Genomic DNA, 22265 nt, shown 5'->3' on the forward strand with positions numbered 1-22265 from the left:
CGCACCCGCGGGCCGGTCAGCGGACGAGCACGCACGAGGGGGTGCCCACGGCCAGCACCTGGCCGCCGTGCTCCGGCAGCCCCTCCTTCAGCCCCAGCGCGACGACCGCGTCCGACCGCTGGCAGGCCACGTAGAGACGGTCGCCGTCGATCGCGAAGTGCCGGGGCCACCGGCCCCCCGCGGGCGCCTCGGCCACCATCCTGAGCCCGGGCCCGCCGACGGCGAAGACGGCGACGGTGTCCGGCCCCCGGTTGGCGACGTACAGGTGGCGGCCGTCGGCGGACAGGGCGATGTGGGACGGCAGGTTCTCCCCCTCGGCGCCGCTCGCCCGGACCATCCCCGCCTCCCGCCAGGAGGCGTCGTAGACGCGTACGGTGCCGTCGAGCTCGCCGGTGACGTACCAGTGGCCCTCGTGGTGCAGGAAGTGCCGGGGGCCGCTGCCGGGAGCCAGCCGTACGGAACCCTCCGGGTGCGGGCGCATGCCGGGCAGGAAGCGGCGGACCTCGTCGGTGCCGAGGTCGGTCACGTAGAGGACGCCGTCGGGGCCGAAGACGGCCATGTGGGCGTGCGGGCCCTCCTGCCGTTCGGGGTGGGGGCCCCGGCCCTCGTGCGGGAACGTCAGCGGGCCGGGCTCCGGCATGCCGTCCTCCCCCAGCCGGTACGCCGTGACGGTCCCGTCGCCGTAGTTGGCGATCGCGAGCCACTCGCCCCGGTCGTCGATCGCGAGATGGCAGGGCAGCGACCCGCCGCTCGGGTGCTCGGCCAGCAGGCGCGGGGCGGCCCGGTCCTCGCCGGCGGCGAGGACCGCGAGGCCGCCCTCCCCCTCACGTTCGAGCACGGCGTAGAGCAGCGGCAGCCGGGGGTGCCCGGCGACGAAGGACGGCCCGGAGACGGCCGTCTCGGCCACCGCCTCCAGCCGCCCCTCCGCGTCCGGCCGGGCCACCGTCAGACCGGGGCCCGATCCCTCCGTGTCGGGCGTGTATCCGCCGATCACCAGGTCGCCGGGTCGGGGCATCGTCACTCCAGGGGGATGAGTCGGGCCGGTCAGGTGATCGAATGCTATCGGCGCGGCGGCCCTCATCGGTCAAGGACCCGTCAGGCGGCGGGTCAGATGCGCCGTCAGGGGCACTGTCAGACGTCGGGCAGACGGCCGGAAGCGCCTGTCAGGCGGCGGGCAGGCGGAGCACGAACCGGGCGCCGCCCGACGGCGCCTCCTCGACCTCGACGCTGCCGCGGTGGGCCTCGGCGATGACCCTGGTGATCATGAGCCCGAGCCCGCCACCGTCGTGGCCGCAGTGGCCGCTGAGCCGGGTGAACCGCTGGAAGACCCGGCTCCGTTCGGCCTCGGGGACGCCGTCCCCGTCGTCGTCCACCAGCATCCGCGCGATCCCGCCATGCCGGGACACCTCCACCACCACACCGCGGCGGGCGTACCGCTGGGCGTTGTCCAGCAGGTTGGTGAGCACCTGACGCATCTGCTCGCGTACGGCGCTGACGTTGACCTGCCCGGACAGGCGGACCGTGACCGGGTGAGGGTCGCGGCGCGAGGCGACCTCCCGGCCGACGAGGTCACTCAGGTCGACCAGCTCGCGCCCCTCCTCGCCGGCCTGCCGCCCGGTGAGCAGCAGCATGCTCGTCACCACCGCCTCCGCCCGGTCGAGGCTGGGCAGCAGGCGCCCGGTCAGCGACGCGACGTCGGCCTCGGCGTCCTGGGCGGCGTCCTCCAGCTCCAGCCGTACGGCCGTGAGCGGGGTGCGTAGCTCGTGCGACAGGTCGGCGGCGAACCAGCGCAGCCGGTCGCACTCCGCGGCGAGGGCCTTCCGCGCGCGTCGTTCCATCGTCGCGGCGGCGGCCGCGCACACCAGCACGCTCGCCACCGCCCACACCGAGATTCGCTTAGTCCGCATCAGAATGCCTCGTACCCCTATCTCTTCTTTAGGCATATACGACAAGAAGGGTTATGGGGTTGCAGGGGCCCAGTTTTTACCTAATATCCGACATATGGGAAGGAAAAGGTCTGATCAAAGCGCTCAAGAGTGAGCCCGGCTCGCATCGGCGCCGTAACGTAGCCCGTCGACGAGCAGTCCGACCATGCGCCGGCTGAAGGCCGCCCCCTCGCCCGCCACGGGCAGGCACAGGTTGGCGACGGCGTAGAGAAGGTCCTCCGGGCTGACGTCGGCGCGGATCTCGCCGCTCGCCGCCGCGGCGTCGAGCAGAGATCCGAGTGCGGGTCCGAGACGCCCCTGGAAGTAGCCGGGCAGGGCGTCGAACGCCGGATCGCCCGAGTGGAGGGCGGCGGCGAGTCCTCGCTTGGTCGCGACGAACTCGGTGTACCGGTGGAGCCAGCGGGCGAGCGCCTCTCCCGGGTCGTGCTCCTCCATCAGCACCGGGGCCGCCTCGGCACAGGCGTCCACCTCTCGCTGGAACACGGCCTTGACCAGGTCGGAGCGCTGCGGGAAGTGCCGGTACAGCGTGCCGACTCCGACGCCGGCCAGATCGGCGATCTCCTTCGCGGGCGCGTCCACGCCCGAGGTGGCGAAGACGGCTTTCGCCGCCGTGAGCAGGGAGTCGATGTTGCGTTGCGCGTCGGCCCGCAGCCGGCGCGGCGCGCGCCCGGGTGCGCCGGTGCCCGTGGAACCGCCCGTGGAACCGCCTGCGGTGCCGTCTGTGGTGCCGTCTGTGGTGCCGGGTCCGGCCGGCGCCGTGTTCTCCACCACGTCCCTCCTTCGCTTGCGTAACCGGAAAGCCATTCCGTATAGTCGTTTCCGGAAAGCCGTTCCGCTTCGCCTCAGGATACGGCACGCCCCGGCGTCCCACGCCCCGGGCTTCACGTCCCCGGCCTTCATCAACCCGGCGGCCGCCGCCCGGCCGCCGCCACCCACTCGTCATCACGGGAGATCGCATGCGTTACCGACCCCTGGGCCGCACCGGCATCAAGGTCAGCCCCTTCGCCCTCGGGGCGATGATGTTCGCCACGTCCTTCGGCAATCCCGACCCCGACGACTCGATCCGCATCATCCACAAGGCGCTGGACGCGGGGATCAACTTCATCGACACCGCCGACGTCTACGGCGACTCCGAAGAGGTCGTGGGCAGAGCGCTCCAGGGACGTCGCGACCACGTCGTCCTGGCGACCAAGATGAGCCGCCCGATGGGCGACGATCCCAACCAGCAGGGCGCCTCGCGGCGCTGGATCATGATCGCGGTCGAGAACTCGCTGCGCCGGCTGCGGACGGACCACATCGACCTCTTCCAGATCCACCGGCCGGACCCCGACACCGACATCGAGGAAACCCTCTCCGCGCTCACCGACCTGATCCGCAGCGGGAAGGTCCGTGCGATCGGATCGTCCACGATGCCCGCCTCCGACATCGTCGAAGCGCAGTGGGTCGCCGAGCGGCGCGGCCTCGAACGGTTCCACACCGAGCAGCCGCCCTACTCGATCCTCAACCGCGCCATCGAGACCGAGGTGCTGCCGGTCACGCAACGCCACGGGATGGGCACGCTGGTGTGGAGCCCGCTCGCGCAGGGCCTGCTCACCGGCCGCGTCCGCAGGGGGCAGCACAACGACCTGCGCCGCGCGAGCCTCTTCCGGCACCTCAACGACGAGCGCCGGCTCGACGCCGTCGAACGGCTCATCCCGATCGCCGAGAAGGCGGGCCTGCCGATGACCCACCTCGCGATGGCGTTCGCGATCGCCCATCCCGGCGTGACCAGCGCGATCATCGGGCCGCGCACGATGGAGCACTTCGACGACCTGCTCGCGGGCGTCGACGTCACGCTCACCGACGAGATCCTCGACCAGATCGACGAGATCGTCCCGCCCGGCACCGACGTCGGCACGCTCGACCAGGCCTACCTGCCCCCGGCCCTGCTGCGCCCGGAACTCCGGCGCCGGCCGGTCACCGAACGTGCCGCCGCCTGACCGCGACCCTCACGGCCGGTCCCACTCCGCACCGGCCGGAAAACCGCGACGAACCTCTTGGAAGAAGGACCTGTGAGCGCGCCGTTCACCGAAGCCGCCGGTATTCCCGTCAGCGATCCCACGCCTGTCATGACCTTCAGCCCTGTCGTGCTGCCTGTCCCGGGCCGGACCGTCGATCTGCGGATCAAGGTCTCCGCGCCCGCCAGTGGGGGCGACCTGCCCGTCATCCTCCTGTCGCACGGCCACGGGCCGTCGAACTTCGTGTCCTCCCTGCACGGCTACGGGCCCCTCGCGGACTTCTGGGCCGCTCACGGTTTCGCCGTGATCCAGCCCACCCACCTGGACTCGATGACGCTGGGTCTGCGTGAGTCGGACGACCCGGAGGCGCCGTTGTACTGGCGGTCCCGGGCCGAGGACATGCGCCACATCCTGGATCACCTCGATCGGATCGAGGCCGCCGTACCGGGACTCGGGGGACGCCTGGACCACAGCCGGATCGCCGCGGCCGGGCACTCGATGGGCGGGCACACGGTAGGCCTGCTGTGTGGCCAGGGGGTCGCCGATCCGGCCGGCGGGACGCCGGTGGACCTCTCCGACGCCCGCGTCAAGGCGGGGGTGCTCATGGCCCCTCCGGGCGGAGGCGAGGACCTCGCCGCGTTCGCGGCCGAGCACTATCCGGTTCTGAGGACCACCGGCTTCGCCGCGATGACCACGCCCGCCCTCGTCGTCGTCGGCGAGAACGACCGGAACCCGGCGTTCTCCGATCGCGAGGACTGGCGCGCCGACGCGTACCACCTGAGCCCCGGCCCCAAGAGCCTGCTGACGCTGTTCGGGGCGGAGCACGGCCTCGGCGGCGTCGGCATGTACGACGCGGCGGAGACGACCGACGAGAACCCCGAGCGCGTCGCCGCACTGCGGGCGCTCGTCTGGGCCTATCTCCGCACCACGCTCTATCCCGGCGACTCCGCCTGGGCCGACGCGATCGCCGCGCTGCACGGCATGCCCGATCCGCTGGGCACGGTCGAGTCGAAGTGAACCGGTCACCTGGCCCTGGCGGCTCCGCGCGGGCCTGCCCGCCGTACGGGCCGCCGAGGCCGGGCGGCGGGCTCGGGCAGCGGGGTCGGAGCGGCGTCGGACCGCGGCGTCGGACCGCGGCGTCGGGCAAGGGGCAGGAGCGCCCGGCTGACGCGGCGAATCGCCGTCACGCGGGTAATTTCCCGTTCTCGGCTCCCCCAGGACGCATGTCGGGCCCCAATAGTGCGGGTACGGAACTTATGCCACATCTGTTCGCTTAGCACCGGATTTGATAGGGGGTTCTCCGGTGGCTCCTCTCCGCACGGAAGCTCTCCGATCCGAACCGGTCCCGCCGGTCCTGCGCCTCGGCCTGGCCGCGCTGCTGGCCGCCGCGGCGGCCGCGGTCACCCTCGCGGTGCCGCCACCGGCGGACGCCGCCACGGCGCACCGCCATCGGCCGCGCGCGGCCGCGGCCAAACACGGCCACAGCGTACGGCAGGTGGCCCGTGGCTCCCGGACCCACGTGAGGGCCTACCGGTCCGGCAACGGCCGGTACAACCAGAACCAACTCGGCGTCTACACGCCGTCCTTCCTGGGCGGCCCGCAGCAGAGCACCGTCACCAACGCCGGGCAGAACAACGTGCAGAACGCCTACGGCGGCGGCGACGTCTGCCAGTTCATGCGGTGACCACGACGGCGGCCGGTGGTCGCCCCACCGGCTCCGCCGGTCAGATCCGGTGCCTGCGCCACCGCTGGTCGGCGTCCGCCCAGGCCGCGTCCCACTCCCGGTAACGGGCGCGGTCCAGCCGCCGCCGCGTCAGGACGAGGCAGGCGGCGGCGAGTGCGACCGCGGCGGCCATGACGCCGGAGGCGGCGAGCCCCGCCCTGGCGGTCATCTCGGCCCGATGCGGCGGCGGCGTGACCGGCCTGCCCTCGCCGTCGATCCACAGCCGGGCGCGGGGCCCGTCCCGCAGCAGGAGGGCGGCCGGCACCATGCCTTCGCGGACCCCGCCGTCCGGCAGCGTCCAGCGCGCCGCGGTCGCCCCCAGCAGGACGTGCGCGTCGGCCGCGCTCGCGGTGGCCTCGCCCGTAAGCGTCGCCTCGACCAGCTGCCGCGCCCCCGGCCCCGCCGCGGGCCCGCCGCCGTACGCCGCGCGGGCGGCCAGCGCGGCCGGCCACACCGCCAGGAGGACGGCGACCAGCGCGGCCGCCACGAACCCCGCCTCGACCCGGTCCGACCGGCGGCGCAACGGGTTGCGGTCGGGCCGGTAACGACGCAGCCCCGCAACGACCCAGACGGCGATCGATCTCATGGCAACACCTCCCAGGCATGGTTCTCGCGCCACCGTCGGCTCCCAGGAGAGTGCCCCCCAGAGCGTCCCCCAGAGTGAGCCTGAGGGCCGCTGCCGGGAGTCCGGCGAAACCAGACGGCGTGGGCGGGATCTCGGGCGGGCCGGCGGTCCGCGTCCACTGCCCACGGCTCCGCCTTCCACGCACGCGCGAGCCACCCGGAAGTGAGGAGATCCCGGCCCGCGAACCAGGTGTGCCGCTGACGCGGACCGGAGGGAGACGAAAGCGACTCGCGTCGCGGGGCGCACCCGGGTGAGCCGGATCGGTGCACCAGGTATCAGCAGGCGTCAGCTCTCCGGCGTGCCGCCGTACCGGACGTCGAGCGGCCTGTGCGGCTTGCCGGGGTTCTCGCTGGCTCGGCGCTCGGCGCTCGGCGCTCGGCGCTCGGCGCTCGGCGCTCGGCGCTCGGCGGAGCTTACTCCAGGACGTCGGAAGGGGTGCGCCGGACGCTTTCGCTCTCGTCGAGGACGAACCCCATCCTCATGATCATCTGGGGCGCCTCGCCCGAGCACAGGTGCCTGCGGATGAACTCGCGCAGCTCGCACATCTCCAGCGCCTGGGTGTGGAAGGCGGCGCTCACGCCGTACGCGGAGGCGTGCAGCAGCATCCGCTGCAACCCCTCCCCCGCGATCAGCCAGTCCTCCCGGGCGTCGCCCGGCGTGCAGAGCAGCGCCACGAGGCCGGTCGAGGTGGAGACCCGCTCCTCGGTGGCCGCCCCCCACTCGTTTCCCCTGCTGTAGTCGCGGGACGCGAAGTGCTGCGGGTAGGTCCGCCGGGGATCGGTCGGGTAGCCCGCCACCGGCACGCCGTCGCGCCGCGCGCTGCCCGGAGGCCGGGCCCAGCGCATGAGTTCGAGCACGAACTGCCGGTCCTGCGCCTGCACGTCCTGGGCGGCCCCGGTGAGCGCGGCGAGCACCCGTGCCGGGGCGTCCGACCTGACGGGCGCGAGGTGCGCCCCCTCGGCCGCGGCCTCCCGTACGAGCGCGTCGGTCAGGGGGTCGGGCATGGGCAGCGCGGTGAACCCGGCCCGATGGGTGCGGCGGCGCTGGACCTCCCCGTACAGCAGGCGGGTGTGCTCGCCCGGCTCGCGCCCCGGCCGCACCCGCACCGTGGCCAGCAGCATCGGACCCTCCGGATTGGGCAGCCGGCGCACCTCGGGCTCGTACCCGAGCGCCATCAGCGTGATCCGCACGTTGAACAGGGCGGCGCCGCAGCTGATGGTCATCTGCCGGCCGGTGGGATCGGAGACGCGCAGTCTCCGGTCCGGGTCGGCGCGCAGGCTGATCTCGTCGCCGGAGACGGCGAACGTCCAGGGCTGGGTGTTGTGGATCGAGGGCGCCCACAGGGCGGCCTCCACGGCCTCCCGCGCCGCCTGCGCGATCCCCTCAGATGTCCGAGTGTTCACGATCTTTCCCTCTCACGGGGCGCGTACCGCCCGGCCTCGAAGCGCCGCGGCGTGCCGCGCTACAGCAGCGGCGGCGCGATGAGCAGGTCGTCGACGAGGAAGGCGAGGTCGTCGGCGTCGACCTCGACGACGCCCTCGACCCGGCGGACGGCGTGCAGCAGCGGCTTGACGGCCGACCTGCGGGGCACCTGCCCCTTGATCGTCACCACTCCGCCGGAAACGTTGACGTCGAGGTCGCCGATGTCGAGATCCATCCGGTCGACGACCCGCTCGATCTCGGCCCGGATCTCCGCCGCCGGCCGCGCGAAGACGCGCAGCAGGTCGCCCTGGTGCACGGTGCCCACGATGCGGCCGCTCACCGCGTCGATCACCGGGAGTTGCTTCACGCGGTTGCGGTGCATCAGCCGGGCCGCGTCGCGCACGGGGGTGCCGCCCGTCACCGTGATCGCCGGCCGCGTCATGATCTGCCCGGCGTTCGCACCCGCCGCCTTGCGCTGCTCCACGCGCCGGCGCGGACCGCTGAAGACGCGCTCGCCCAGGTCGATCTCCTTCAGCAGCATGTCGTCCTCGGAGACCACCCCGACCGGGCGCCGGTCGGCGTCGATGACGGTGACCGCGCCCACTCCGAACCGCCGCATGGTGGCGACGAGGTCCGCGAACGACGCGTCCATCCGCACCGCGATGGCCACCCTGCCCATGACATCCTTCACCTTCGCCGTCATGACGACGCCTCCCGTCTCTCCATGCCAGCGTGCCCCGCCCGCGTTCCCGCTGGTGAGCGGTGAAGGTCCCGAGTGGACGGGACTTTCGGCCACCGATCCGCGGCTCCGGGGCGGGCGCGTCAGCGGCTGGACGGATGGCCGGACGGGTGGCCGGACGGGTGGCTGGACGGGTGGCGGGGTGGTGGCGAAGGGCCCGGCCGGGAGGGTCGTCGGTCCCTTCGCGCCCGGCCCGCGACGCGATGCGATGGGAGATGAAGGGACCCGTCCGGAAGGAGCCGGTCATGCACATGAAGGTGCGGGACGTCATGACGAGTGAGGTCGCCTCCGTCAACGGCAGCACGCCGTTCCGCGACGTGGCCGAGATCATGATCGCCCATGGAGTCAGCGCGGTGCCCGTCGTCGACGGCGAGGGCCACGTCATCGGCCTGGTCTCCGAGGCCGACCTGCTGCGCAAGGAGGAGTTCCGCGAGCAGTTCTACCGCGAGGGCTACCGGCCGCCCCTGCGCGCCCGTCTCCGCGAGGCCGTGGGCCACGGGACCGTACGGACCCAGGAGCGGGCCCGTGGCGTGACCGCGGCCGAGCTCATGTCGGCGCCCGCGGTCACCACCCGGCCGTACACCAGCGTGGTCAGCGCGGCCCGCCTGATGAGCGAGCACGGTGTGAAGCGCCTGCCGGTCGTGGACGACGAGGACGTGCTCGTCGGCATCATCAGCCGCCACGACCTGCTCAAGGTCCTCGCCCGCGGCGACGCCGACATCGCCCGCGAGGTACGCGAGGACATCGTCGGCACCTGCCTGTGGGCCGACCTGTCGGGCGTCGAGGTGTCGGTCGAGAACGGGGTCGTGACCCTCACCGGCGCCGTCGGACGCCGCTCGCAGGCACGCGTGCTCACCCGGATGGTCGAGCGGACCAACGGCGTGCTCGGCGTGGCCGACCGCCTCGAATGGAAAGAGGACGACCTCGGCCCCTGGGAAGGGCACTGACGGAGGCGGCCGCCGCCCGGGACGGGGGACGACGAATTTTCCGCCGGATCCCGTGCCGCGTCGGTCATCGTTGACCTGGGCAGACGCGGACGGAGAACGGGTACGGCGGAGACGCGGCAGCCCGTGTTTTTCCACGGGAGTGGTTTTCGCCCGCCGATCGGCGGTAGCGAGAAAAGAGACCGATCAAGCGAGAGACAAGGAGAAGCACGTGATCACCCACGAGCAGATCCCCATGGTGCTCGACCACCCGGTCCACGACTCGAACGGCGACAAGATCGGCGACGTCTCGCACGTCTTCCTGGACGACGCGACCGGCCTGCCGAAGTGGCTCTGCGTGAAGACCGGCCTGCTGCACACCAAGGAGGCCTTCGTTCCCCTCCACGAGGCGAACGTGACGGCCGGCGGGATCGAGGTTCCGTACGACAAGGAGCACGTCAAGAACGCCCCCGACGTCGACCTGGACGAGGGCGGGCACCTGTCCGCCGAGCAGGAGCGCCTGCTCTACCGCCACTACGACATGGGCTGGGACGAGGCCTGGGAACGCGCCAACGAGCCCGGCAGCCTGACCGGCTGGGCCGACAGCGGCGGGCGCCGCGAGCGTGAGCGCCTGGGCCACCCCGGCGAGACCGCGGACCGCGCCGGCGACGGCACGGACTACGCCGGTACGGGGACGGACTACGCGGTGACCCGTCGCGGGGAGCGGTACGGCACCGACGACCCGTCGCTCGGCTCCATGGACCGGCTGGACGCCGAGATCCCCGGCACCCGGCCCGGTGAGCCGCTCGCGCCGCGGGACCCGGCGACCCGCTCCGGCGAGCTCTTCGGCGGCGGCGACACCGGCGTCTCCTCCAGCGAGCCGTACGACATGGACGACCCGGCGACCAGGTCAAAGGAGCGGTTCGAGGGCGGCGACCCCGTGAGCGGCTCCGGGGAACGGTTCGTCGGCGACGCCGAGACCCGCGCCGAGAAGCGCTTCGACGCCGATCCGGACATCCGCGCCGGGCAGCGTTTCGGCACCGACGCGAAGACCCGCGACCGCTACGAGGATCCGGACGCCGAGCGGGACCGCGATCATCGGGGCCCCGGCCTCTGATCCGGCCGCTGATCCCGGCTCCGGACCCGGGCATCCGCCCGTCACCAGCCCCGTTGCCCCGGTGTGCCTCCGCCGCCGGGGCAGCGGCGTGCCCGGGACCCCCACCGCGTTTGACCCACCGCGTTTGACCCACCGCGTTTGACCCACCGCATCGGACCCACCGCGTCGATTCGTGCCAGGACTGGGACGGCCCCGGCGAAGCGAGCCAGGGCAGTGCGGCCGGCCGTCGCCGGGCACTCGCAGGGCTCCCCCGCCGCGTCGACCCACTGCGTCGGCCCACTGCGTCGACCAAGGCCGGGGCCAGGTCGCAGTGGCGAGGCGTCTTGGGCCCGGGCTCGGGTCAGTGCGAGCGGCCGTCGCCGGGGGCCGGGAAGGGGTCCTCCTCGATCACCTCGCCGCGCACCACCCTGTTGCGGGAGCCTTCCGCGCGACCGGACCGCGCCTGATCGAACCCTGCCTGACCGGACCGTGCCTGACCGGACCGTGCCCGGTCGGACCCCGCGGGGCCGAATCCCGCTGGGTCGGACTCCACCTGGCCGAACAGCGGCGCGTACGGCGAGCGGGCGGCGAGCGACCGCACCCGGCGGCCGAGGAACCACGACAGCCACCGCCGGGCGATCGGCCGGGTGAACGGCAGGATCAGGAAGAACCCGAACACGTCGCTGAGGAAGCCGGGGGTCAGCAGCAGGGTGCCGCCGGCCACGATCATCGCGCCGTCGGCGAGCTCACGGTCGGGCATCCGCCCCGACTCGACGGCGCTGCGCAACGCGGCCCACGCCCGCCGTCCCTCCCGGCGCACCAGCCAGGCCCCGACGAGGCTGTCGGCGATGAGCAGGGCGACCGTCTGCCACCCGCCGATCACGCTGCCCACCCGGATCAGAAACCAGATCTCCAGGACGGGCACCACGAGGAACCCCAGGAACAGCCCGATCCGCACCATTTCTCGCCCCACTCACCCCGGCACCCGTACGTTGCGGTCAACGTCCCCGCGCCCGCCGGGGTTCCTGAGGATCTCCCCCGCGCCTATCGCCGTGGGCGAAACCGCTCCCCCAGGCCGGCGATACCCCAGAGGGCGACGCGCCAGAACGCCTCAAGGATGATCTTACGGCTCATCTTGCTGCTGCCCACGGTGCGCTCGACGAACGTGATCGGCGCCTCGGTCACCCGCAGGCCCTGCCGTACGGTCCGGAGCGTGAGGTCCACCTGGAAGCAGTAGCCCTGCGACTCGACGCCGTCCAGCTCGATCTTCTCCAGGGTGGCCGCGCGGTAGGCGCGGAAGCCCGCCGTGGCGTCGCGGACCGGGATGCCGAGGACCAGCCTGACGTAGGTGTTCGCGCCCCGGGACAGGAACTCGCGCGAGGCCGGCCAGTTGACGGTCTTGCCGCCGGGCACCCAGCGCGAGCCGATGGCCAGGTCGGCGCCGTCGGCCACCGCGTCGAGCAGCTTGTGCAGCTCCTCGGGCTGGTGGGAGCCGTCGGCGTCCATCTCGACCAGCACGTCGTAGCCCTCGGCGAGGCCCCACCGGAACCCGGCGATGTAGGCCGCGCCCAGCCCCTGCTTGCTCGTCCGGTGCAGGACGTGGACGTGGTCGTCCCGCTCCGCCAGCTCGTCGGCGATCCGGCCGGTGCCGTCCGGGCTGTTGTCGTCGGCGACGAGGAGGTGGACGTCGGGCAGCGCCTCTCGCAGCCGCCGCGTGATCAACGGGAGGTTCTCCCGCTCGTTGTACGTGGGGACGATAACGAGCACCCGCCCTGGGGTCCGCTCCATCAGCTTCTCCTCCGCCCAGAGATGGCCCCAGAGACGGCCGCCACCGTCGCTCCGGCTCCCATGAGTACCAAAACCCACTCCGGTAGCGCACCTACCCTTGCCGCCACCGTCTTCTGCGTCCTGACCGGCACGTCCAGCACGTTCATGCCCGCCACGAGCTCACCGGTCCGCCAGCCGACCCGGCCGTCCGGGCCGACGTACGCGGAGATCCCCGTCGTCGCGGCGGTGACCACGGCGCGGTTGAACTCCACCGCGCGCAGCTGCGACATCGCGAGCTGCTGCGGGGGCAGGTTGGTGAGCGCGTAACTGGCGTTGTTGGTCTGCACGACCAGGGGCGTGCCGCCGGCCAGCACCGCGTCGCGCACCGTGCCGTCGAACGCGACCTCGTAGCACTCCACCGCGCCGATCGTGACCGGCCCCATCCGCAGCGCGCCCGGCCGGTCGCCCGCGACGGACTGCCGGCCGACCAGGTTGGCCCGCGACGACAGGGCCAGGAACAGGTCCTTGAACGGGGTGTACTCCCCGAACGGCACCAGCCGCCGCTTGTCGTAGTACGCGCCGGGGCCGGTGACCGGGTCCCAGACCACGCCACGGGTGGCCCGGTTCTCGGCCCCGATCTTGACGACCGCGCCGACCAGGACCGGCACGCCGACGTCCTTGACCGCCGAGTCGATGACCTCCCGGGCGTACGCGCTGTCGTAGGGGTCGATGTCGGTGGAGTTCTCCGGCCAGACCACGATGTCGGGGCGCGGAAGCGTCCCGGCGCGTACGGCCTGCGCCATGCGGTGCGTCTCGTCGGCGTGGTTGCGCAGCACGACAGCGGGTTCGTCGCCGAGGAAGTTCATCCCCCGCCCAGGGACGTTGCCCTGGATGACCCCGATCCGCACAGTCCTGCCCTCGTCGCCGGGCCGGGGCACGATCAGCCCCAGCACTGGTACGGCTATCGCGGCGAGGAACGTTCCGGCAACCACCCGGTCCGCGCGCCACCTCGGCGGACGCCCTCTGACCAGCGCGGCGAGCAGCGCGCCCGTGAGGGCCACGGTGAAAGTTACAAGCGGCGCGCCGCCCAGGGCGGCGAAACCCGTGTACGGCGACTCGCCCTGGCTGAAGGCCAGCCGCGCCCACGGGAAGCCGCCGACGGGGAACAGTCCCCGGGCCCATTCCTGCACCACCCACAGGCAGGCGACCCACAGCGGCCACAGGCGCAGCCGCATCACCAGCGCGGCCGCGACGGCCAGCGCCGCCCAGAACAGGCTCTCGACGCCCACCAGGGCCAGCCAGGCGTCGTCCCCGATGGGACGGACCCAGGCCAGCGCGGGCAGCAGGAACGCGAGCCCGCCCGCGTACCCGATCCAGGCGGCCCGGCGCGGGCGGGCGCCGCGCAGCGCGAGGGCGAGCAGCGCCACGCCCAGCGGGGCGCAGAACCACCAGCCGAGCGGCGGGAAGGCCAGGTAGAGCAGTACGCCGCCCGCGACGGATGCGGCGAGGCGGGCCGGTGCCTCCGGCACCCGCCACGAGCCCGCGCGGGAGGCGGCCGCCGCCGGCTCCTGCGCCGTCTTCAATGCCACGGAGCGGTCTCTCCTCGCCTCTTCCCAGCACCGGGGCATCTGTCGTGAGCCCGATGACCTGCCGCGAGCCGGTGCCACGCCTGCCCGTACTCACCGAGGTCCAGCGTCGCAGACGACTCCGGAGCCCGCCAAACCGAGCCCCGGCCACTCTACGGCCGCCGCAGTGGTGATCTTCGCGAGGAGGAGAGGGGGTAAGGGGTCCCGGGCGCCCTTCGGACCGGTTCCGTCCCGTCGGCGGCGGGCGCGGATCTCCGTTGTCTACTGGGCGCCCGGGCCCCTCCTGGGTCCAACCCCCCGGCCGGCTGGGGTGCCCCGCCTAGGCGGGACGCGGCTCTACGCCTGGTGTGCTGACGGAGGTATCCCCAGGTCAGGCCCGGGAGCCACGCTCCGTCATCGACGCAGGAGCCGACGGCGCCACAGTACGGCCAACCGGTCAGTCCCGTGCTGGACTGCGCAGCAAACTACCGACCTCAGCGCAGTTGTCAACCACTCCCTGACCAGCGCAGACATCACGTTTCCGCAGGTGGGAAGGGGGCCTGGATCAGCGCCGTCCCAGTCCCTCCAGAACCTGCGGCAGCTCACCCCTGTGGACGACGCCGAGACGGCTCGTGGCGCGGGTGAGGGCCACGTAGAGGTCGCTCGGCCCGCGGGACGACTCACGCAGGATCAGCCCCGGCTCGACCACGATCACCGCGTCGAACTCCAGCCCCTTGGCCTCGGCGACTGGCAGCACCGCGACCGGCGCGTCCAGCGCGGCCGGGCCCGTGCCGACGGCGGCGCCCGGCACCGCCGAGCGGACGATCTCCCCGATCTCCGCCGCCATGCCCGCTGGGACGATCACCACGACGCGGCCCTCCTCGACCACCTCGGCCGCGGCCAGCGGGCCCGTCTCGGCCAGGGAGGCGACCGGCAGGGCCCACGGCCGCTCCCCGGTCTCCCGCACCGACTCCGGCGCCTTGAGGTCGGGGCCGACGAGCTGGAGCACGCGGGCGGCGACCTCCATCAGCTCGGCCGGGGTGCGGTAGTTGACGGTGAGGCGCTCCTCGCGCCAGCGGCCCGCGACGTACGGGTCGAGGACCCGGCCCCAGCTCGCCGCGCCCGCGGCCGACCCGGTCTGCGCGATGTCCCCGACGATCGTCATCGACCGGCTCGGGCAGCGGCGCATCACCATCCGCCAGGCCATCTCCGACAGCTCCTGCGCCTCGTCCACGATCACGTGGCCGAAGGCCCACGTACGGTCCCGGGCGGCCCGCTCGGCGGTGGTGAGGTAGGGGTCGTCGGCCTGGTGCCGCTCGGCGAAGCGCTCGGCGTCCATCACGTCGGCGAGGCCGGTCAGCTCCAGCACCTCGCGGGCGTAGGCGATGCGCTCCTCGCGCTCCTGCTCGGCCCTGCGCGCCGCGCGCAGCACGCCCTCGTCGATGTCGCCGAGCAGCTCGGCGGCCTCGTCGAGCAGCGGCACGTCGGCCTCGCTCCACCAGTTCTCGCCCTGCTTGTCTCCGGCCTTCTCGCCGGGCCCGTCCCCGGGCCTCTCGCCCGTCCTGGGCGGCTCGCGCAGCAGCAGGTCGCACTCCCGGGCGTCCAGTCCCGCCGCGGCCATCCGGCCGCGGTCGGTGAACAGGCCGATCAGCAGCTGCTGGGGCGTGAGGTACGGCCACAGCCGGTTCAGCGCCACCCGCACCGGTTCCTCGGTGCGCAGCTCCTCGCGCAGGTCGGCGAAGTCGGCCTCGTCGAGCGAGCCCCGCCCGAGGTGCCGGGCCGCCTGCCGGGTGAGCGCGGTCAGCAGGTGCCGGACGAACACGGCCCTCGCCTGGTTGTGCGGGCGGCGCGAGCGGCCGGCCTTCGAGCGGGCCGCCTCCAGCGTCTGCCGGTCGAGGGAGAGAGTGAACTTGTCGAGCCTGATCTCCACGGGCGTGCGCGGCATCCGCTGGCGCTCCCGCACGGCCCGCTCGATCACGCGGGCCATCGCGCCCCGGCCCTTGACCGCGGCGGCCTCGGCGGACTCCCGCCTGCCCGGGGTGACACCCGGGTACAGCTCGCCGACCGTGGACAGCAGCACGTCGGTCTCGCCGAGGGACGGCAGCACCTGCTCGATGTAGCGCAGGAACGTGAGGTTGGGCCCGAGGATCAGCACACCGCGGCGTTCCAGCCGCTCCCGGTAGGTGTAGAGGAGGTAGGCCGCGCGGTGCAGGGCCACCACGGTCTTGCCGGTGCCCGGCCCGCCCTGGACGACGAGCACGCCGTTCAGGTCACTACGGATGATCTTGTCCTGCTCGGCCTGGATCGTCGCGACGATGTCGCGCATCCGGCCGGTGCGCTTCTCGCCGAGCGCGGCCAGCAGGGCCGCCTCGCCGTTCAGCGTGGCCCGGTCGGCGTCGCTGATGCGGTCGAGGTCGAGCAGGTCGTCGTCGATCGAGGTGACCGTGCGGCCCCGGCTGTGCAGGTGCCGTCGCCGGGTGACTCCCATCGGTGCGGCCGGGGTGGCCCGGTAGAACGGCTGCGCCACCGGGGCCCGCCAGTCGATGAGCAGCCGGTGCTGGTCGTCGTCCGACAGGCCGATGCGGCCGATGTAGAGCCGCCTCTCGTCGGCCCGGCCCTCACCGGCCCGGCCTTCTTCCGCGTGGCTCTCTTCCGCCTCGTTCTCGTTCTCTTCGGCGAGGTCGAGCCGGCCGAAGCACAGGCCGTGCTCCACGGCCCACAGACGGGCGAGGCGCTGGGCGTACATGCCGGCGAACGAGTCGCGCTCCGAACGGTTCTGGTGGGTGCCGGAGGCCCCCTGGGCCAGCACGGCGTCGAGCTGCCCGCGCGTGCGTTCCCGCAGCACGTCGAGGCGCTCGTACAGCGCCGCGACGTACTTCTGCTCCCGGGCCAGCTCGCCCGTCGAAGATGGTGGCATAGGCCGCCAGATTCTACGTGCCGTCCCGCCCTTTTCCATCATCGGGCGCGACGTCGTCCCACTGTGCACCCTGGCAGGCCGTTTGACTGGTTTGGCCGGTCACCCCTCGGCGGCTCCTGCCTCCGGTTCTCTTCCGAGCACCGGGGAGCGATAGTCGTACGGCGTGCTGAGGACGACCGTCGTGCGGGTGCTGACGTTCGCGGAGGCGCGGATCTGCTGGAGCAGTTCCTCCAGGCCGAGCGGCGAGGCGACACGCACCTTGAGGATGTAACTTTCATCCCCCGCGACGCTGTGGCAGGCCTCGATCGCGGTCAGATGGCTGAGCCGCACCGGGGCGTCGTCCGGCGCGGAGGGGTCGTTCGGCTTGATCGAGACGAACGCCGTGAGGGGAAGCCCGATCTCGTCGTAGTCGACGAGCGCGGCGTATCCACGGATCACTCCGCGCTTTTCGAGCCTGCGTACGCGCTGGTGCACGGCGGAGACCGAGAGCCCGGTCTCCTTGGCCAGATCGGTGAAGCTCATCCGGCCGTCCGCCGCCAGCAGCGTGACGATGCGGCGATCTATCTCCTCCACCCCAGCAACGGTAGCGGCGGCGGGACCCGGCCGGGGAATCGCCGCCGGACCCCTTCCGCGATGGAACGATCTCACCCCCGGATGTGCTCCGCCCGCGCCACCCGAGCCGGTCGTGACCGTCGGGTGGCGCGGGCGACGCGCTCCAGCGGGACGATCTCGGCGATCACACGACGACGAGCTCCCTGGTGGTGCCGTTCAGCCGCTCGCCCGCCGTCTCGCCGCAGACGACGATGTCCTCGATCCGGGCGCCGTGACGCCCCGGCAGGTAGATGCCGGGCTCGACGGAGAACGCGAACCCCGGCCGCATCTCCTCGGTGTTGCCCGCGACGATGTACGGCTCCTCGTGGGTCTCCAGGCCGATGCCGTGCCCGGTGCGGTGGACGAAGTACTCTCCGTACCCCGCCTCGGCGATCACCTCGCGGGCGGCGGCGTCCACGGACTCGCAGGTCACCCCGGGCCGCACGTGGGCGCAGGCGGCCTCCTGGGCGGCTCTGAGCACCTCGTAGTACGCCGCGAAGTCGGCCGGCGGCTCACCGACGCAGTACACCCGGGTGGAGTCGGAGCAGTATCCGCTCGGCATCGTGCCGCCGATGTCCACGACGACGGGCTCACCGGGCCGGATCACCCGGTCGGTCAGCTCCGCGTGCGGGCTCGCGCCGTTCGGGCCGGAGCCCACGATCACGAAGTCGACCCGGGCGTGCCCCGCCTCGACGATCGCCTCGGCGATGTCCCTGCCGACCTCGCGCTCGGTGCGGCCCGCCTTGAGCAGCCCGGGGACGAGGGCGTGCACGGCGTCGATGGCCGCCCCGGCCTCCGCCAGCGCCGCCTTCTCGGCGGGCGACTTGCGCATCCGCAACTCACGCAGCACGTCGCCGGCCAGCGTCTGCTCCGCGCCGGGCATCGCCGCGCGGAACCTCAGCGACTGCAGCGCCCACATGCGGTCGGCGAGCCCGACCCGGGCGACCGGGCCCAGGCGGCGGGCCACCTCGGCGAACGGGTCGTCGGTCTCGTCCCAGGCGACGAACTCGACACCGAGCCGGGAGGCGGGCGAGTGCTCTGCGGCGGGCAGTTCGAGGCGCGGCACCATCAGGAACGGCTCGCCGGACACCGGCACGACGAGACAGGTCAGGCGTTCGAGCGGCATGGCGTCGTACCCGGTGACGTAGCGCAGGTCCGGGCCGGGCGTCAGCAGCAGCGCGTCGAGACCGGCGCGGCCGGCGGCCTCGCGCACGGCGGCCGGGCGGGTCGTGGGATACAGGGCGGAGGCATCCGGAGACGTCGTTGTCACGATGCCCAATCTAACGAGATCCGGACCCCGATGGCGTACACGGGGACCCTTAGCACAGACGCACGCGGGCGGGCTGCGAGAGGCAGCGGCTTATTCCACGCCGTAGAAGAATTCCAATCCTCAGGGTAAGCACTGCTGCTACGCTCCGCGTCAGGACGATCACGAATCGTCCGCACGACAGTGCAAGAGCGGCATCGAGAGCGAGACAGATGGTCGGCGTAGTGGGCGGCGCGAAGCCCGCCCTTCCCCCCGCGGACAGCCCGGACGTGACTCCCGTCGCCGCCCCCGTCGGCACCCTTCCCGCCGGAGCGCCCTCGGGCGTCGCTGTGCCCGAGCCGGGACCCGCCGAGTACGGGCCGCCTCCGGCGCTGCTGGAGCCCGTCCCCGAGCGGGTGCCGGCGACGGTCGCGGACGCCGGCGGACGGCGGTGGGCGGAGCTGGTGGTGACCGAGTCCTGGCGACAGACACAGGAGGCGCGGGAGCGCGCCGCCGAGGAACGGCGCGTCACGCTGGCGCTGCGGGAGGCGATCCTGCCCGAGCCCGGCGCCTCGATCGAGCTGCCGTACGCCCGGATCGCGGTCCGGTACGTCCCGGCCGGCCGGGAGTCGAGCCTCGGGGGCGACTGGTACGACGCGGCCCCGCTCCCGGACGGCCGCATGTTCCTCGCCGTCGGCGACGTGTCGGGGCACGGCCTGCCCGCGATCGCGGAGATGGCGCAGCTGCGGCACGCCCTGCTCGGCCTGAGCATGACCGGGGCCTCCCCCGGCATGCTGCTGTCGTGGCTGAACGCCCTGGTGCTCACGCGCCTGGACGACACGACCGCGACCGCGGTGTGCGGCCACTTCGACCCGGCGTCCCGCCTTTTCACGTGGGCACAGGCGGGGCATCCCGCCCCGATCCTGGTGCGCCGCGGGGGCGTGCGCCAGCTCGGGGCGCCCAGGGGAGTCGTGCTCGGGGCGACGTCGAGCCTGCCGTACGGGGTGGCCGACGTCCGCCTCGAGCCCGGCGACCTGCTGCTGATGTTCACCGACGGCCTCGTGGAGCGACGCTCGCGTGACATCGGGGCCGGGGTGTCGCTCGTCATGCGGGCGGCCGCCTCGACCGGCGCGACCGGGGCCGACCTCGACGCGAGCCTCGACCGCCTGCTGGAGGCGATCGGCGGCCCCAACCCCGAGGACGACACCTGCCTGCTGGCGGTGGCGGTGACCGGAGACGGCCCGCGCACGGCCTGACAGGCGTGACAATGGTCGGGTGCTGATGCTTCTCGACACCCCGTCGCTGTACTTCCGTGCCTTCTACGGGGTTCCGGACTCGGTGACCTCGCCGGACGGCATGCCGGTGAACGCGGTGCGGGGGCTTCTCGACATGATCGCCACCCTGGTCCGGCAGCACTCGCCCCGGGAGATCGTCGCGTGCATGGACGCCGACTGGCGTCCCGCGTTCCGGGTGGCGGCGATCCCGTCGTACAAGGCCCACCGGGTGGCGAGCGGCGAACAGGAGGAGGTGCCGGACACACTGGCCCCGCAGGTGCCGGTCATCGAGGAGGTCCTGGACGCGCTCGGGATCGCCCGCGTCGGGGTCGACGGCTACGAGGCCGACGACGTCATCGGCACGTACGCGACCGCCGCCGGCACGGCCGTGGACATCGTCACCGGCGACCGGGACCTGTTCCAGCTCGTGGACGACGACAAACCGTGCCGGGCCCTTTACACAGTAAGGGGAATCCGGAACCTGCAGGTCGTCGACGAAGCCTTCGTCCGGGAGAAGTACGGCATCCCCGGCCGGGCGTACGCCGACTTCGCGACGCTGCGCGGCGACCCGAGCGACGGCCTGCCCGGCGTCCCCGGCGTCGGCGAGAAGACGGCCGCCGCGCTCATCACCCGCTTCGGCTCCCTCCCCGCCCTGCTCGCCGCGCTGGACGAGGGCGGCGCCGACGGCTTCCCGGCGGGCGCGCGGGCCAGGCTCGCCGCCGCCCGCGACTACCTGGAGGTCGCCCCCGCCGTGGTCAGGGTGGCCCACGACGTGCCGCTGCCGGACGTCGACGTCAGCCTCCCCGCCGCGCCCCGCGACCCCGAGAGGCTGGTCGCGCTGTCGCAGAAGTACGGCCTGGACAGCCCGCTCAACCGCCTGCTCGCCACCCTGGGGTAGGCGCAGCGCCGGCAGGTCACTCGGCCTGGCAGGAATCGGTACACGCCGGTAGGGTCCGATCCCGTGGGGCGCGTGAGGACCAATTCCGGGCCGGCCGACGAGCTGCTCATCAAGCTGGACCGCGACGCCGGGGTGCCCCTGCACCGGCAGATCGAGACGTCCATCCGCGCCCGCATCCGGGCCGGCCTGATGCGAGCGGGCGCGTCGCTGCCGCCCACCCGCACCCTCGCGACAGGCCTCGGTGTTTCCCGCGGGGTCGTGGTGGAGGCCTATCAGCAGCTCGTCGCCGAGGGTTACCTCGTCAGCCGGTCGGGCGGTTACACCCAGGTCGCCGCGTCGATGCCGCCGGCCGGCGCGGCTTCCGCGGCTTCGACGACGCAGCCGGCCGCGCGTAGTGCAGGCCTCGGTGCCGGCCTCGGTGCCGGCTGCAGGGTCGACTTCGGGTACGGGCGCACCGACGTCTCACAGTTCCCGCGGGCCGCATGGCTGCGCTCGGTCCGGACCGTGCTCACCACCACGCCCAACGACCGGTTCGCCTACCTCGACGGGCGTGGCGTGCCGGAACTGCACGAGACCCTGTGCGACTACCTCAACCGGGTGCGCGGCACAGCGGCCGTCCCCGGCAACATGGTGATCTGCAGCGGCTACGGGCAGGGCATCTCTCTGCTGATCCAGGTGCTCGTCCAGCACGGCGCCAGGCGGATCGCCCTGGAAGACCCGTCGTCCAACGACGACGCCCGGGTGCTGGCCGGCGCCGCCGGTCTGGACGTGGTCGGCATCCCGGTGGGGCCGGACGGCGTTCAGGTCGACGCCCTCCATCGGGCCGACGCCGACGCGGTCGTGCTCACGCCGTCGCACCAGTGGCCCACCGGAGGAGTGCTGTCGGCCGCGGCGCGGGCCGAGGTGATCCGCTGGGCGGAACGCCGCGGCGCGATCGTGGTCGAGGACGACTACGACGCGGAGTACCGCTACGACCGGTCGCCGGTGGGCGCCATGCAGGGCCTGGCACCCGATCACGTCGTCTACTGCGGTACGGCCAGCAAGACGCTCGCGCCGGGGCTGCGGCTCGGCTGGCTGGTGCTGCCTCCCCATCTGGTCGCCGACGTCGCCGCGGCGAAGGTGCTCGCCGACCGCGGTTCACCCGTCATCGACCAGTTGACGTTCGCCGACTTCCTCGCCCGCGGCGAGTTCGACCGCCACCTGCGCCGGATGCGTCCGGTGTACCGCCGCCGCCGCGACGCGCTGCTGGGCGCCCTGCGCACCCACCTGCCCGATCTGGAACCGGCCGGAATCGCCGCCGGGCAGCACGTGGTCGCCTGGCTCCCGCCCGAGCTCGACGAGGCGGCGGTGGTGACGGCCGCCGCCCGGCACGGGCTCGCCATCCACGGCGTCGACCCCTACCGGATCGCCGGCACCGGACCGGGTGGCCTCATCTTCGGCTACGCCACCCTCGGAGAGGCCGCCATCGCCGAGGGGGTCGCGCTGCTGGCGACGGCCATCAGAGACGTACGGGCACCCTGATCCCGCGTAAGCGCT

At 73.2% G+C, this 22265-nt stretch carries 20 protein-coding genes; 8 read left to right on the forward strand and 12 right to left on the reverse strand.

Annotated elements, in window-relative coordinates:
* Positions 1-16 precede the first annotated feature (16 nt).
* From FED44_RS15455 to FED44_RS15465, 3 genes are all read right to left on the reverse strand, one after another.
* Entirely contained in the window at positions 17-1015 is a 999-nt protein-coding gene (locus FED44_RS15455; RefSeq protein WP_167521484.1) for a lactonase family protein, read from the reverse strand.
* A gap of 148 nt (positions 1016-1163) precedes the next feature.
* On the reverse strand, positions 1164-1907 hold the full coding sequence (locus FED44_RS15460) for a sensor histidine kinase (protein ID WP_167521485.1): 744 nt from the start codon (positions 1905-1907) through the stop codon (positions 1164-1166).
* A 123-nt stretch (positions 1908-2030) separates the two neighbouring features.
* On the reverse strand, positions 2031-2714 hold the full coding sequence (locus FED44_RS15465; RefSeq protein ID WP_208759008.1) for a TetR/AcrR family transcriptional regulator: 684 nt from the start codon (positions 2712-2714) through the stop codon (positions 2031-2033).
* A 188-nt stretch (positions 2715-2902) separates the two neighbouring features.
* On the opposite strand from FED44_RS15465, the gene FED44_RS15470 reads away from it, so the two are divergent.
* The 3 genes from FED44_RS15470 to FED44_RS15480 all read left to right on the forward strand — a co-directional run bounded on the left by FED44_RS15470 (position 2903) and on the right by FED44_RS15480 (position 5627).
* Positions 2903-3925 carry an aldo/keto reductase gene (locus FED44_RS15470; protein WP_111701532.1) on the forward strand — a complete coding sequence of 341 codons (1023 nt, stop codon included), beginning with the start codon at positions 2903-2905 and terminating at the stop codon, positions 3923-3925.
* Positions 3926-4054: 129 nt separating this feature from the next.
* Positions 4055-4960, forward strand: a complete 906-nt coding sequence (locus FED44_RS15475; protein ID WP_187405990.1) for an alpha/beta hydrolase family protein — start codon at positions 4055-4057, stop codon at positions 4958-4960.
* Positions 4961-5246: 286 nt separating this feature from the next.
* Positions 5247-5627: a hypothetical protein gene (locus FED44_RS15480; RefSeq protein WP_138461103.1), complete on the forward strand. Its 381-nt coding sequence runs from the start codon at positions 5247-5249 to the stop codon at positions 5625-5627.
* 40 nt (positions 5628-5667) lie between these two features.
* Here FED44_RS15480 and FED44_RS15485 read toward each other — a convergent pair whose 3' ends face one another.
* From FED44_RS15485 to FED44_RS15495, 3 genes are all read right to left on the reverse strand, one after another.
* A complete protein-coding gene (locus FED44_RS15485) occupies positions 5668-6252 on the reverse strand; it encodes an Rv1733c family protein (RefSeq protein WP_138461104.1) in 585 nt (194 codons plus the stop codon).
* A 452-nt stretch (positions 6253-6704) separates the two neighbouring features.
* Entirely contained in the window at positions 6705-7694 is a 990-nt protein-coding gene (locus FED44_RS15490; protein WP_117408297.1) for an Acg family FMN-binding oxidoreductase, read from the reverse strand.
* 59 nt (positions 7695-7753) lie between these two features.
* Complete coding sequence (locus FED44_RS15495) at positions 7754-8416, reverse strand: CBS domain-containing protein (protein ID WP_138461105.1); 663 nt, start codon at positions 8414-8416, stop codon at positions 7754-7756.
* A gap of 281 nt (positions 8417-8697) precedes the next feature.
* Here FED44_RS15495 and FED44_RS15500 point away from each other — a divergent pair, with 281 nt between their 5' ends.
* The gene (locus tag FED44_RS15500) at positions 8698-9399 is read left to right on the forward strand and encodes a CBS domain-containing protein (protein WP_117408299.1); all 702 of its coding nucleotides are present in this window, start codon (positions 8698-8700) and stop codon (positions 9397-9399) included.
* Positions 9400-9607: 208 nt separating this feature from the next.
* On the forward strand, positions 9608-10492 hold the full coding sequence (locus FED44_RS15505) for a PRC-barrel domain-containing protein (protein WP_138461106.1): 885 nt from the start codon (positions 9608-9610) through the stop codon (positions 10490-10492).
* Between the two features lie 340 nt (positions 10493-10832).
* Here FED44_RS15505 and FED44_RS15510 read toward each other — a convergent pair whose 3' ends face one another.
* The 6 genes from FED44_RS15510 to FED44_RS15535 all read right to left on the reverse strand — a co-directional run bounded on the left by FED44_RS15510 (position 10833) and on the right by FED44_RS15535 (position 18581).
* Positions 10833-11444, reverse strand: a complete 612-nt coding sequence (locus tag FED44_RS15510) for an FxsA family protein (protein WP_244301960.1) — start codon at positions 11442-11444, stop codon at positions 10833-10835.
* 71 nt (positions 11445-11515) lie between these two features.
* Positions 11516-12259 carry a polyprenol monophosphomannose synthase gene (locus tag FED44_RS15515; protein WP_138461107.1) on the reverse strand — a complete coding sequence of 248 codons (744 nt, stop codon included), beginning with the start codon at positions 12257-12259 and terminating at the stop codon, positions 11516-11518.
* Complete coding sequence (gene lnt, locus FED44_RS15520; RefSeq protein WP_244301961.1) at positions 12259-13827, reverse strand: apolipoprotein N-acyltransferase; 1569 nt, start codon at positions 13825-13827, stop codon at positions 12259-12261. Before lnt ends, FED44_RS15515 begins: the two co-directional genes overlap by 1 nt.
* Positions 13828-14368: 541 nt before the next feature.
* A complete protein-coding gene (locus FED44_RS15525) occupies positions 14369-16720 on the reverse strand; it encodes a HelD family protein (protein ID WP_138461108.1) in 2352 nt (783 codons plus the stop codon).
* Positions 16721-16819: 99 nt separating this feature from the next.
* The gene (locus FED44_RS15530) at positions 16820-17293 is read right to left on the reverse strand and encodes an Lrp/AsnC family transcriptional regulator (RefSeq protein ID WP_117408305.1); all 474 of its coding nucleotides are present in this window, start codon (positions 17291-17293) and stop codon (positions 16820-16822) included.
* 163 nt (positions 17294-17456) lie between these two features.
* Positions 17457-18581, reverse strand: a complete 1125-nt coding sequence (locus FED44_RS15535; protein WP_396698094.1) for a M24 family metallopeptidase — start codon at positions 18579-18581, stop codon at positions 17457-17459.
* A gap of 209 nt (positions 18582-18790) precedes the next feature.
* Here FED44_RS15535 and FED44_RS15540 point away from each other — a divergent pair, with 209 nt between their 5' ends.
* The 3 genes from FED44_RS15540 (at position 18791) to pdxR (ending at position 22250) form a co-directional block, all read left to right on the forward strand.
* The gene (locus tag FED44_RS15540) at positions 18791-19813 is read left to right on the forward strand and encodes a PP2C family protein-serine/threonine phosphatase (RefSeq protein WP_138461109.1); all 1023 of its coding nucleotides are present in this window, start codon (positions 18791-18793) and stop codon (positions 19811-19813) included.
* 25 nt (positions 19814-19838) lie between these two features.
* Positions 19839-20729, forward strand: a complete 891-nt coding sequence (locus FED44_RS15545) for a 5'-3' exonuclease (protein ID WP_117408329.1) — start codon at positions 19839-19841, stop codon at positions 20727-20729.
* Between the two features lie 72 nt (positions 20730-20801).
* Positions 20802-22250, forward strand: coding sequence for a MocR-like pyridoxine biosynthesis transcription factor PdxR (gene pdxR / locus FED44_RS15550; protein WP_244301962.1), 1449 nt, complete (start codon positions 20802-20804; stop codon positions 22248-22250).
* Positions 22251-22265: the final 15 nt, after the last annotated feature.

Origin of the sequence: Microbispora triticiradicis, assembly GCF_005864065.1 — a bacterium.
GTDB lineage: Bacteria > Actinomycetota > Actinomycetes > Streptosporangiales > Streptosporangiaceae > Microbispora > Microbispora triticiradicis.